Annotated in this window: 14 protein-coding genes and 1 tRNA gene; 10 read left to right on the forward strand and 5 right to left on the reverse strand. The window is 70.6% G+C overall.

The annotated features are described in order from the left end of the window. Nucleotides 1–49: 49 nt before the first annotated feature. The 3 genes from ABD793_RS10170 (at nt 50) to ABD793_RS10180 (ending at nt 2966) form a co-directional block, all read left to right on the forward strand. Nucleotides 50–787 (forward strand): cytidylyltransferase domain-containing protein, encoded by a 738-nt coding sequence (locus ABD793_RS10170; protein WP_344857944.1) that lies wholly within the window; start codon nt 50–52, stop codon nt 785–787. Then, a complete protein-coding gene (locus ABD793_RS10175; protein WP_344857946.1) occupies nt 784–1758 on the forward strand; it encodes a spore coat protein in 975 nt (324 codons plus the stop codon). The genes ABD793_RS10170 and ABD793_RS10175 overlap by 4 nt, the downstream gene beginning before the upstream one ends. 65 nt (nt 1759–1823) lie before the next feature. Next, on the forward strand, nt 1824–2966 hold the full coding sequence (locus ABD793_RS10180) for an epoxide hydrolase family protein (protein ID WP_344857948.1): 1143 nt from the start codon (nt 1824–1826) through the stop codon (nt 2964–2966). Between the two features lie 10 nt (nt 2967–2976). Here the strand turns inward: ABD793_RS10180 and ABD793_RS10185 are convergent, their stop codons facing one another. Beyond that, nucleotides 2977–3546, reverse strand: coding sequence for a bacterial proteasome activator family protein (locus tag ABD793_RS10185; protein ID WP_344857951.1), 570 nt, complete (start codon nt 3544–3546; stop codon nt 2977–2979). 114 nt (nt 3547–3660) lie between these two features. Here ABD793_RS10185 and ABD793_RS10190 point away from each other — a divergent pair, with 114 nt between their 5' ends. Beyond that, on the forward strand, nt 3661–4860 hold the full coding sequence (locus ABD793_RS10190) for a cysteine desulfurase-like protein (protein WP_344857953.1): 1200 nt from the start codon (nt 3661–3663) through the stop codon (nt 4858–4860). Between the two features lie 4 nt (nt 4861–4864). Here ABD793_RS10190 and ABD793_RS10195 read toward each other — a convergent pair whose 3' ends face one another. Continuing rightward, nucleotides 4865–5839, reverse strand: a complete 975-nt coding sequence (locus ABD793_RS10195) for an NAD(P)H-quinone oxidoreductase (protein ID WP_344857955.1) — start codon at nt 5837–5839, stop codon at nt 4865–4867. A 36-nt stretch (nt 5840–5875) separates the two neighbouring features. After that, on the reverse strand, nt 5876–6799 hold the full coding sequence (ypfJ, locus tag ABD793_RS10200) for a KPN_02809 family neutral zinc metallopeptidase (RefSeq protein WP_344857958.1): 924 nt from the start codon (nt 6797–6799) through the stop codon (nt 5876–5878). Nucleotides 6800–7304: 505 nt separating this feature from the next. On the opposite strand from ypfJ, the gene ABD793_RS10205 reads away from it, so the two are divergent. The 3 genes from ABD793_RS10205 to ABD793_RS10215 all read left to right on the forward strand — a co-directional run bounded on the left by ABD793_RS10205 (nt 7305) and on the right by ABD793_RS10215 (nt 8163). Next, a complete protein-coding gene (locus ABD793_RS10205) occupies nt 7305–7775 on the forward strand; it encodes a MarR family winged helix-turn-helix transcriptional regulator (protein WP_344857960.1) in 471 nt (156 codons plus the stop codon). A 23-nt stretch (nt 7776–7798) separates the two neighbouring features. Next, a tRNA-Ser gene (locus tag ABD793_RS10210) sits at nt 7799–7883 on the forward strand. A 67-nt stretch (nt 7884–7950) separates the two neighbouring features. Further along, on the forward strand, nt 7951–8163 hold the full coding sequence (locus ABD793_RS10215) for a KTSC domain-containing protein (RefSeq protein ID WP_344857963.1): 213 nt from the start codon (nt 7951–7953) through the stop codon (nt 8161–8163). 7 nt (nt 8164–8170) lie between these two features. On the opposite strand, the gene ABD793_RS10220 is transcribed toward ABD793_RS10215, so the two are convergent. After that, nucleotides 8171–8452 carry a DUF2277 domain-containing protein gene (locus ABD793_RS10220; RefSeq protein ID WP_344857965.1) on the reverse strand — a complete coding sequence of 94 codons (282 nt, stop codon included), beginning with the start codon at nt 8450–8452 and terminating at the stop codon, nt 8171–8173. Nucleotides 8453–8544: 92 nt separating this feature from the next. Between ABD793_RS10220 and ABD793_RS10225 the strand changes: the two genes are divergently transcribed. Further along, nucleotides 8545–9483 (forward strand): Ldh family oxidoreductase, encoded by a 939-nt coding sequence (locus tag ABD793_RS10225; protein ID WP_344857967.1) that lies wholly within the window; start codon nt 8545–8547, stop codon nt 9481–9483. Between the two features lie 144 nt (nt 9484–9627). Here the strand turns inward: ABD793_RS10225 and ABD793_RS10230 are convergent, their stop codons facing one another. Further along, nucleotides 9628–9855, reverse strand: a complete 228-nt coding sequence (locus tag ABD793_RS10230) for an RNA-binding S4 domain-containing protein (protein ID WP_344857970.1) — start codon at nt 9853–9855, stop codon at nt 9628–9630. A gap of 202 nt (nt 9856–10057) precedes the next feature. Here ABD793_RS10230 and ABD793_RS10235 point away from each other — a divergent pair, with 202 nt between their 5' ends. Then, on the forward strand, nt 10058–10891 hold the full coding sequence (locus tag ABD793_RS10235; RefSeq protein WP_344857973.1) for an SDR family NAD(P)-dependent oxidoreductase: 834 nt from the start codon (nt 10058–10060) through the stop codon (nt 10889–10891). A 121-nt stretch (nt 10892–11012) separates the two neighbouring features. Then, nucleotides 11013–11639: a hypothetical protein gene (locus tag ABD793_RS10240; protein WP_344857975.1), complete on the forward strand. Its 627-nt coding sequence runs from the start codon at nt 11013–11015 to the stop codon at nt 11637–11639. The last annotated feature ends 29 nt before the right edge of the window (nt 11640–11668 follow it).

The following is an 11668-nucleotide window of genomic DNA, read 5'->3' on the forward strand; positions in this document are numbered from 1 at the left end:
CGGTGACCTCCGCGGTTCGGGTTCCTTGGCTGAGGCCATCATGTCACCCATGCGTGCAGGCCCCGGCGTCAACGCCGTGATCCAGGCCCGGTCGTCGTCCACCCGGCTGCCGGGCAAGGTGCTGCGGCCGCTCGCCGGACGGAGCGTGCTCGGCTGGGTGGTGCGTGCGGCGGCCGTCGCACCCGGGATCGACGAGGTGGTCGTGGCCACCTCGGACGCGGCAGACGACGACGAGGTGGCTGCCGAGGCGAAGCAGTGCGGGGCGCAGGTCGTGCGCGGTCCACTGGACGACGTGGTGGCGCGGTTCGGGCTCGCGCTTTCGCGGTACCCCGCCGACGCGGTGGTCCGGCTCACGGCCGACTGCCCGTTGCTCGACCCCGCGCTGATCGGACGGCTGGCCGCGGTGTGGCGTGCCGAGCCGTCGCTGGACTACGTGTCCACCACGCTGGTGCGGACGCTGCCACGGGGATTCGACGCCGAACTGGTGCGTGCGGAGGTGCTGGCGGAGCAGGTCACGACGGCTTCGGGGGCGGACCGCGAACACGTCACGTCGGCGATCTACCGGCAGCCCGCCCGCTACGCCTGCACCGGGGTCGTGGTCAGCCCTGCGGCCGACGACCTGCGCGTGACTCTCGACACTGCCGAGGACTGGAAGCTGATTTCGGCCGTGGTGGACGAACTGGGCGATCGGCCGGGCGAATGGCGTTCCGTCGTGGCGCTCCTGCGGGCACGGCCCGACCTGGTGGCGTTGAACGCACACGTCGAGCAGAAGAAGCTCGGCCAGTGAAGCTCCTGCTGCGAGCCGATGCGTCGCCGACGATCGGTGCCGGGCACGTGGCCCGCGCGGTGGCGTACGCGGAGCGTGCGGTGGCGCGCGGCTGGCAGGTGAGCTTCGCGGGGACGACGGCCAACGCGGAGTGGCTGGCCGTGCGCTTGGCCGAGTTGTCCGTTCCGGTTCTGCCGGGTTCCTCCCTCGGTGCACTGGCTTCCGGCTTCGACGCAGTGCTCCTGGACCACTACGCGATCGGTGACGTCCGGGCGGAGGTCAACGCGGCGGGGGCGCGCCTGGTGTCCATCGAGGACGACGCTTTCGGCCGTCGTCCCGCGGATGTCGTGGTGGATTGCGGATTCGCGCCCGGCCCCCGCCCCGCGGACGGTTCGGACGTGCTCCTGCGCGGCGTCGAGTACACCGCGCTTCGCGACGTCGTGTTGCGCGCGCGGGCTCGCCGGGCTTCGCAGGGACCGTCGAATCCTCCGCATGTCACGGTTGTCCTCGGCGGCGGCGCCGAGTGGACGTCGACGGTGGCTCTTCTCTTGCGCGCGCTGCGTGACACCGGCCTGCCGTTCACCGCCGACGCGCTCGTCCGCGGTACCCCGGAACTGCCGTCCCTTGTCGACGGGCAGGAGATCCGCGTCGCTGCCCCGCACGCCGGTCTGCTGGAGGTTCTGACCACGACCGACGTCGCGATCAGCGCTTCCGGGGTCACCTTCCTGGAGCTGTGCTGTCTCGGCGTGCCCACCGCCGCGGTGCAGCTCGTGGACAACCAGGCAGCCGGTTACCGTGCCGCGCTGGACCTCGGCCTCGCCAGCCCGCTCGGCGAGGCGGCCACCGTGGCGGACCGGCTGCCGGAGGTCACGGCCACGCTGCGCGAACTGCTGTCGGACACGGCGTTGCGATCCCGGCTCAGCCGGACCACCGGCGCCACGGTGGACGGCGGCGGGGCGGATCGTGTGCTGGATGTCCTCGCCTCGTACTGAGGTGCTGCGGAGGGAGATCCGATCGAGGAACGGGGCTGTCCGCAATCACGGTTAGCGTCCGGCACATGACACTCACCCCGTTCCACATCCACGTCCCACCGGCCGCCCTCGACGATCTGCACGATCGTCTCGCCCGGACCCGTTGGCCCGATCAGCCCGAGGACGCCGGCTGGGAGCTGGGGATCCCGGTCGAGCAGGTGCGGGAGCTGGCCGAGCACTGGCGGCTCCGCTTCGACTGGCGCGCCGCCGAGCAGCGATTGAACGGCTTTCCCCAGTTCACCACCGAAATCGACGGAACCCGGGTGCACTTCCTGCACGTCCGCTCGCCGGAGGCGGGGGCCACCCCGCTGTTGCTGACACACGGCTGGCCGGGGTCGGTCGTGGAATTCCTGGACGTGCTCGGGCCGCTCACGGATCCTCGCGCTTACGGCGGGGATGCCGGCGACGCGTTCCACGTCGTGGTGCCTTCGATCCCCGGCTTCGGTTTCTCCGGGCCGACCCGCGACCGTGGCTGGGGCCCGGCGCGCGGGGCGCGTGCCTGGGCGGAGCTGATGACGCGGCTGGGCTACGAGCACTTCGGCACGCACGGCGGTGACTGGGGCGCGTTGATCTCCCGCGAGCTGGGTGTGCAGTTTCCCGAGCGGGTACGGGGAGTGCACGTGACGATGCTGCCCACCGCGGTCGCGCGGGACGAAACGGACCTCGCGGGGCTGAGCGGTACCGAGCTGGCCGTGGCCGAGCGGTCGCTGGCGAAATCGCAGGCGTTCCAGTACGCCGGTACCGGATACGCAGCGATCCAGGCCACCAAGCCGCAAACGCTTGCCTACGGCCTCACCGACTCACCCGCAGGCCAGCTGGCCTGGATCGCCGAGAAGTTCCGCTCGTTCTCGAACACCGGCCACGACCTGGTGGACCGCGAGGATCTGCTCACCGACGTGTCGATCTACTGGTTCACCGGCACCGCGGGTTCGTCGGCCCGGATCTACGCCGCGCTGGAAACGCCGTGGGGCGCGCCGCTGCCGGAGTGCCGGGTGCCCACCGGCGTCGCGGTGTTCCCCGACGACATCGGACTGCCGGTGCGCGCGCTGGCCGAGCGCACCACCAACGTCGTCCACTGGTCCGAATTCCCGGCAGGCGGCCACTTTCCGGCACTCGAACAGCCGGACGCGCTGATCGGAGACCTGCGCGCCTTCTTCGCCGGCCGGTAGCGGCCGGGCCTCAGAGGTACTGCCCGGTCCCGCTGATGCCAGGAGCGGGCGCCTCTCCCGGCGCGGCGGACGAGCCGGCCGGCAGCCCGCGCCGTATCTGCTCCAGCTGGACGCGCGCGGCCATCTGCTGGGCGAACAGCGCGGTCTGGATGCCGTGGAACAGGCCCTCCAGCCAGCCGACCAGCTGGGCCTGGGCAATGCGCAGTTCGGCGTCCGAGGGCGTGCGGTCCGCGGTGAACGGGTGCACCAGCCGTTCCAGTTCCTCGCGCAGTTCGGGGGCGAGGGCCTGCTCCAGTTCGCGCACCGAGGTCTCGTGGATCTCGCGCACCCGGTCGCGGCTGGCGTCGTCGAGCGGAGCGGCCCGGACTTCCTCCAGCAGCTGCTTGATCATGGTGCCGATCCGCATCACCTTGGCCGGTTCCTCGACCAGATCGCCGACCGATTCGGTTTCCTCGCCGTCCGGCGACACCGGGGCGGTACCGACCGGGACCCCGTCCGGCCCCACGACCAGCACGTGCGGTGCAGACTCGTCACCAGTGGTGCCCGATCCCCGGAAGTTCGGCTCGCTCATGTGTTCCATCCCCGTAGCTGGCTCGTGGTTCGTGTCCGAGCGTAGCGGCAACCGGATACCCGGGTCGTGTTCTGCCCAACCCCGCGGTGACCCGGGAAACCGCCCGTCCGTACGGTGTCCACCATGGCGTTCGACGTCGCTCGTATCCGTGGGTTGTTCCCCGCGCTGGGTGATGGCTGGATTCACTTCGACGGCGCCGCCGGAATGCTGGTCCCGGAACAGGTCGCTTCGGCCGTGTCGACGGCCATGCGGGCGCCGGTTTCCGGGCCGGGCGGAGCGTTTCCGGCCTCCCAGCGTGCGGAGAGCATTGTCACTGCTGCCCGCAGGGCGGTGGCCGATCTGGTCGGCGCGGACCCGGCCGCGGTCGTGCTCGGGCCGAGTTCGTCGGTGCTGTTGTGGCGCCTTGTCGACGCGCTTGCCGAACGCTGGACGATCGGCGACGAGCTCGTGGTGTCGCGGCTCGACGAGGAAGCCAACATCGCGCCGTGGCGCCGGGCCGCGAAGCGCGTCGGTGCCGTGGTGCGCTGGGGCGAGATCGACATCGAGACCTGCGAGCTGCCGGCCTGGCAGTACGAGAACCTGGTGTCGGCGCGGACGAAAGCCGTCGCGATCACGCTGGCGTCGGGATCCGTCGGTACCCGCCCGGACGTGCCGACGGTCATCGAGTTCGCCAAGCGGGTCGGCGCGCTCGTGGTGGTGGACGCGACCTACGCGGCCCCTTTCGTGCCACTGGACCTGGAGGAACTCGGCGCCGACGTGCTGGTCGTGTCGGCGCAGGCGTGGGGCGGGCCGTCGGTCGGTGCGCTGGTGTTCCGCGATCCGGAGCTGCTCGAACGCATCTCCTCGGTGTCGCTCGATCCGAACGCGCGCGGCGCGGCCAGGATGGAGCTGGGCCCGCACCCCTATCCGATGCTCGCGGGCCTCATCGCATCCGTCGACTACCTCGCAGGCCTCGACGACGCCGCGACCGGTTCCCGCCGGGAACGCCTGGTGACCTCGCTCGGCTCTGCCAAGTCGTACCATGCGGGCCTGCTTGCGCAGCTGTCCACGGAGCTGCGTTCCCTGCGGCACGTGATGGTGATCGGCGGTGCCATGCGCCGGATCCCGTCACTGGCCTTCACCATCGCCGACAAGAAGGCGCCGGAGATCGCGGAGTACCTCGCTTCGCAGGGGCTGTGCGCGTTCGCCGACGACGGCTCCGGCGGGGTGTTCGCGTCACTGGGTGTCGCCGAGGTCGGCGGTGCGGTGCGGATCGGGCTGGCGCACTACTCCAACGTCTTCGAGATCAACCAGCTGGTGCGGGTGCTCGAAGAGCTGCGCTGAGGGCCTACTTCGCGGCCAGCAGCACCTTGCCGAACACGGTGCCCTCCTCGAGCATCCGGTGCGCGGAGGCGGCCTCTGCCATCGGCACGACCTGTCCGACCACCGGCGCCACCGAGCCCTGCTCGACCAGCGGCCACAGCCGTTCCCGCACGTCGGCCACGATCGCGGCCTTCTGCTCCAGCGGACGGAACCGCAGGCCCGCCGCGTACACGTCGGCGCGCTTGCCGAGCAGCTTGCCGATGTTCAGCTCGCCCTTCACTCCGCCCTGCATGCCGATGATCACCAGCCTGCCGTCCGCGGCGAGTGCGTCGACGTTGCGGTCGAGGTACTTCGCACCCATGTTGTCGAGGATGACGTCCGCGCCGTTCATCTCGGCCCGCAGCACCTCGACGAAGTCCTGCTCCTTGTAGTTGATCGTGATGTCCGCGCCAAGCTGACGGCAGCTCTCCAGCCGCTCCGGCGAACCCGCAGTGACCGCGACCGTGGCGCCGAGCGCCTTGCCGACCTGGATCGCGTGCGTGCCGATGCCGCCCGCGCCACCGTGCACCAGCAGCACCTCCCCCTCGGCGAGGCCCGCGTGCATCACGACGTTGGCCCACACCGTGCACGCCACCTCGGGCAGCCCGGCCGCGGCGACCGTCTCGACCTCGGCTGGTACCGGCAGCAGCTGGCCTGCCGGTACCACGACGCGTTCGGCGTAGCCGCCGCCGGACAGCAGCGCGCACACCTCGTCGCCGACCTGCCAGCCTTCGGTGCCCTCGCCGAGTTCCGCGACCACGCCGGAACATTCGAGCCCGAGCACCTCGCTGGCGCCCCGCGGCGGCGGGTAGTTCCCTTGGCGCTGCAGGAGGTCGGCGCGGTTCACCGCACCGGCCACCACGTCCAGCAGCACCTCGCCGGGGCCGGGGCTCGGATCGGGTACCTCGGTCCACTCGAGTACGTCGGGGCCACCGGGTTCGCGGATTGTGATCGCGTGCATGGCCCGACTGTAGCCCCGCAGTGCGCCTGCTCGCGTTCAGCCGAGGTTGCCGGTGCCGAAGGTGTTGCAGCGAGCGGGTTGTCCGGTCTGGAACCCGGTGGTGAACCACTTCTCGCGCTGCGCCGACGTGCCGTGGGTGAAACTCGACGAATCGACGTCGCCGCCGCCGAGCCGCGACTGAATGTAGTCGTCACCGATCCGGGAGGCGGTGTCGAGTGCACGGAAGATGTCGTCCTGCGTGACGTCCTGGACCAGTGGTTTGCCGGATTCGGCCGGCGTGCTGGTGGCGTGGTTGGCCCACACCCCGGCGTAACAGTCGGCCTGCAGTTCCAGCCGGACCGAACCGGAGGCAGGCCCGGAACCGGTGCCGCGGTTGGACGTGCCGGTGAGGTTCTGCACGTGGTGGCCGTACTCGTGGGACAGCACATACGCCTCGGTGAACAGCCCGCCCTGCGCGCCGAAGCGGGACTTCAGCTCGTCGAAGAACGAGAGGTCGATGTACACGTGTGAATCGGCGGGGCAGTAGAACGGGCCGGTGTCCGATGTGGCGCTGCCGCAGCCGGTGCGCACGCCGCCGTTGAAAAACCGGGTGGTGGCCGTGCGGTAGGTCTGGCCGGAGCGGGCGAATTCACCGCTCCAGTAGTCCTGGATCGAGTTGACGATCGCGACGATCGCGCAGTCGTGGTCGCGGTTCGCGTCCGCGCCGGTGCGGCACTTCTGTGCGAGCGTGGTGGCGTCCAGCTGCCTGCCGGAACTCACGTCGCCGAGTCCGACGCCGTCCGCCGCGTGCGGCGCGGTGCTCGTGCCGCCGAACTGGGCCATCAGGAAGTAGATGAGGAGTCCGACCAGCCCGACCCCGCCGCCGCCGAGTGCCACCCGGCCGCCGACCCCACCGCCATCGCTGCCTCGCAGGTCCTGGACCTCGGAGGTGTCCAGCCCCGCACCGTCGTCGAATCGCACCGCGAAAGCGTAACCGCGGACCGGGAAACAGGACTGGGTGCGGCCCAGCGCTTGGACCGCACCCAGGTACTACCGAGGTTTCGTTTGTGGCGGTTGGCCACCGGCCGGGTCGGCGTCCGGCGGTGCCTTCGCGGTACCGAGGCCGCGAAGAGAATGCAGCGCCAGAGCGACGCCGGGTGCGCGTGGTCGATGCCTGCGCACCGGTACTACCCGCTCGTGCTGTTCGCAGTCGCGATCGATTCGGATCGAGGCCGTGCCGATCGCGGGGACACAGCGGGCGGTCAACCGCGGGGATCACCTGCCATGCCACCACCTGGCCTCTCCACGAGGGAGAACGGGCCGGCGTGCCCCTGCGGCGCGCTCGCTACCCGAATCACCTTCCGCTGACAAGAAGGATGCGCTTCTTTGCGCCGAGTCTCAACCTTTTCGTAACCCCTCCTTCGGGCGATGTTCGGCCCAAGGAGCCGCCCCGGCTTGCCTGCCGCCTGCCACCTACCCTGCGTGGATGACCGACGACCACGGCGTGCGCTGGCTGGACGGGTCGGAACAGCACGCCTGGCAGGCCTACATCGTCGCCTCGTTGCGGCTGCGCCAGCGCCTGCATCGCGAGCTGACCGAGGGGCACGGAATTTCGCTCGTCGACTACGAGGTGCTGGTGTGCCTCGACCTCCTCGCGGACGCGACGGCCAGGATGTCGGACCTGGCGAGCCGGCTCGGCTCGACGAAAAGCAGGCTGTCGCACCAGATCAGCAAGCTGGAGGCGGCAGGTCTCGTCCGCCGTCGCGCGGATCCGGAGGACAAACGCGGCGTGCTCACCGAGCTGACCGATGCCGGGCGCGGTCTGCTGGCCGAAGCGGCGCCAACGCATGTGCGCGGTGCCCGTGAGCACCTGATCGACCTGCTCACCCCGCAGGAGCAGGCCACCGTCGGCACGGTCTTCACCCGCGTCCTCGAACACCTGGCCGACCTCGAATAGCGGCGCGATACGCTGACCGGGAAGGAAGCGTGGCAGAGCGGCCGAATGCAGACGCCTTGAAAGCGTCCGTAGGGAAACCTACCGGGGGTTCAAATCCCTCCGCTTCCGCACCGCCGACCCCGGTTCGCTTTTCGCGGGCCGGGGTTGTTCGGGTCGTGGCCGGTTAACGTGAGGTGTGCGCCGTGCACCGGTCAAGTCCTCCGTGCTCCGCGACGTCGGGTACGACCCGGATCGTCGCGTGCTCGAGGTCGGCTTCCACGATGACGCGGTCTACCAGTACTTCCTGGTGCCCAAGCGGGTGTACCGGGAATTGCTGGCCGCGCCGAGCCACGGCCGGTACCTGAACCTGGAGATCAAGCCGCGCTACCCGGTGCGCCGGGTCGAGTGAATGCGGATCAGGGATTTTTCAGTTCCCGCAACGCCATTCGCGCGCGCACCTCGGGGCGGCGCAACGGCGGCACGGTGGCAGGCGGCTGACGCCGCTGCGGCAGCTCGTCGAGCAGCCGGGTGGTGATCGCGGCGATTTCCGCGACCGCCTCCTCGAACGGGTCACGGGTGGCGTCGGAAAGGGACTGCACGCCGGTCACCTTGCGCACGTACTGGCGTGCCGCGGCTTCGATCTCTTCCGTGGTAGCGGCGGGCTGCAGGCCGCGGAGGGTGGTGATGTTTCGGCACATGCGGTTCAGGGTACGGCGCTACGGAAGCGGCTATCACACTCTCGGGCCATCCTCGTTGACGTCGTGGCCGAGCGCCCGGCACCCTCGATGAAGTGCCCCTCAGACCTCGGTCCCGCCGTCCCGTCCGCCCTGCCGACGTCTCCGGTGACACCCCCATTCCCGAACAGGCGTGGCAACGGGTTCCGGCCGACGAACTGGTCACCCTCGTCTCGCTTGTACTGGTGGCACGCGGCTTTCCGGAGATCCGCGCCAGGATGGCCGCGGAGGCGTTGTGCCACGGCGACCTCACCGGCGCCCCGGACACCGGGGTCGTCCAGCTGACCGAGGTCCACCTGCCGGCCGTGGAAAGCGGTTTCGTGAGCCCGCGTGCGGAACCACTGCTGATCGCCGACCGCGGAGCGGCCGCACTGATCGACTACCGGCGTGCCTGCGGGCTGTGGGCGGTCGGCGACGCGATGGACCGCGCCGTCACGCGGGCAGGCCGGTTCGGGGTCGGCCTCGTGTCGATGCGCGGGGCAGGCCCGTTCGGCCGTGCCGGGCACCACGCGGCGAGGGCGTTGCCACACGGCATGATCGGGCTGGTGCTGGCCGCGGGCGGGGTGGAGGACCACCCGGCGCACCCGCTCGGTATGGCCGCTCCCGGCGGGGCCTACCCGGAGTTCATGCTCGACGTGGATCTCGGCGACGCGGCGCGGAACCCGCAGTTCGCCGGATTCGCGTTGATGGTGGACGTGCTGGCAGGGGTGCTCTCCGGCGTCGCCGACCACGAGCACGACACCGGACTGCTGGTCATCGCCATTGCCCCGACCACGCTCCGCAGCGCGGACGGTTTCTACCGCGCGGCGAGCGCCCTGTTCGGCAGCATGCTCGGCTGGGAGGGCGGCGCGCCGATCCGCTACCCGGGCTGGCGGGAGGCGCAGTACCTGGAACAGTGCCGGGCGCTGGGCGTGCCGCTGTCCGCCCCGGTCCGGCGGCAGCTGGATTCGCTGGCCCGCGGTCTCGGCCTGCCCCCGCTGACCACGGTCGGGTAGTGGTTCTGGTCTGCTTCGCCGGCCACGGTCGAGGTAGCGGGCCTGTCCGATCCCGTTGACCACGGTCGGGCAGCAGTCCTGTCTGCCGCCGCTGGCCATGGTCCTGTCTGCCGCTATCCGATCGCGGTCGGGACAGCGCCGGGGTCAGTGCGCCAGGCTCACCCGGCCGCGCTCCCGGCCGACCGTCACCACGTCGCCCGCGGAGAGCTGGCGGCCGCGGCGGGTTTCCACCTCGCCGTTCACGGTCACCTCTTCCGCCTCGATGAGGTCCTTCGCATGTGCACCGTCCTCGGCGAGTCCGGCCAGTTTCAGGAACTGGCCCAGCCGGATCGGTTCGCCGGTGATCGGGACGTCGCGCACAGGCTCGCTCATGCGCCGCATCATGTCACGGGCAGCTCTGCGCTCAGCGCCGGTCTGCCGGGTGGCGCCTGGTGGCGTCGTCGAAGCAGCTCGGACGAAGGCGCCGCCTGCGAGCTCCCGCTGCCACGGCTACCGCTCGTCGCACGCACCTCCCACCGGTCTCTTCCGCCGCTAGGATCTCGATCTTCGGACCACGCGAGGGCGAGGAGCCACGATGAGGGACTTCACGGACAAGGTCGCGGCGATCACCGGCGCAGGGTCGGGGATCGGCCGTGCGCTGGCCTTCGAACTGGCGGTGTGTGGCGGCAGGCTCGCGTTGTCCGATGTAGACGAAGAAGGCCTCGCGGGCACCGTTGCGGAGGTTCGCGCCCGCGGTGCCGAGGTCCGCGGCTATCCGCTCGACGTCGCGGACCGGGCAGCGGTACTGGCGCACGCCGAGGACGTGGTGCGTGATTTCGGCCGGGTCAACCTGGTGGTGAACAACGCAGGGGTGGCGCTGGGGGCGACCGTGGCGGAGATGAGCTTCGAGGACTTCGACTGGCTGCTCGGGATCAACCTCGGCGGGGTGGTGAACGGCACCAAGGCATTCCTGCCGCATCTCATCGCTTCCGGCGACGGGTACGTTGTCAATATCTCGAGCGCGTTCGGATTTGTCGGAGTGCCCACGCAGAGCGCATACAACGCGGCGAAGTTCGCCGTTCGCGGATTCACCGAGTCGTTGCGGGAGGAAATGTTGGCCATCGGCCATCCGGTCGGTGTCAGCTGCGTGCACCCCGGCGGGATCAAGACCGACATCGTCCGCCACGCGCGTGGCGGCAGCGGCGACGACCACGAGGCCGTCGTGTCAGGTTTTGAGAAAATTGCCCTGACCACACCAAAGAAGGCCGCCGAGACGATCCTGCGCGGCGTGCGCAGGCGGTCCGCCCGGATCCTCATCGGGCCGGACGCGCACGTGATCGACGCGATCCCGCGGGTGCTGGGCTCGGCCTATCAGCGCCCGCTTGCCGTGTTGGCAAGGCCCGGATTGAAACGGCTTGGCCGGAACTGATATTCGGTGCGGCCACCGAAAGCGGTGTTCACCCGATGGAGTTGAATTCCCAACGGTCTCGTCGGAAATGCTCCAGAATGCGGAGGTCTGTCCGCATGCCCGTATCCCGGAGGTAACCTCGATGCTGCGCTTCGCCGAGCTGCGACCGGCTGCACCCGCCGACCGCTCCGCAGCGGAGCTGGCAGACCGGACCGGGATCATCGCCGCGAGCGTGCCCCGCACCCGGCGGAGCCCGGAGGGCGGCGAGGTGACCAGCGGCGAGCGGACACAGCCCATGCCGGCCGTCTTGGGCAGTGCGGAAGCCGTGACGCGGACTGCGGTGGTTGCGCGTCGGCGTCGGCGGGCCTTCGCCACTGGCGGGGTGGCACTCGCGCTGGTGCTGTTCGGCTGGCTCGCCGGCGGCCTCGTCGTCGGCGGGCTACTGGGGAACCCCGGCACCGACGCGGCGGTCGTAGGCGACCAGCGCGAGCCGGTCGCCGCGAAGCCGACTCCGCCCCCGGCACCCGCACCCGCACCGGCCCCGGCGGCGGCTCCGGTCACCGTTTACGTGCCGGTACCGACCACGGCGCCGTCGAGCCACAAGAGCGCGTCCGCTCCGCACACCTCAGCTCCGAAGAAGGTCCAGCCGCGGGAGGACACCCCGGCGCCGGCCACGAGCAGTGCGCCGGGGAGCGAACTGAAGCAGTTCGTCGACCAGCAGTGGAAGCCGTGGGCGGACTTCGCCCACCAGGTCGCCACCGGCCGCTGAAAGCCCAGCCGAGTCACCTCGGCACGCTC

The organism is Amycolatopsis ultiminotia (genome assembly GCF_039536925.1).
Taxonomy (GTDB): Bacteria; Actinomycetota; Actinomycetes; order Mycobacteriales; family Pseudonocardiaceae; genus Amycolatopsis; species Amycolatopsis ultiminotia.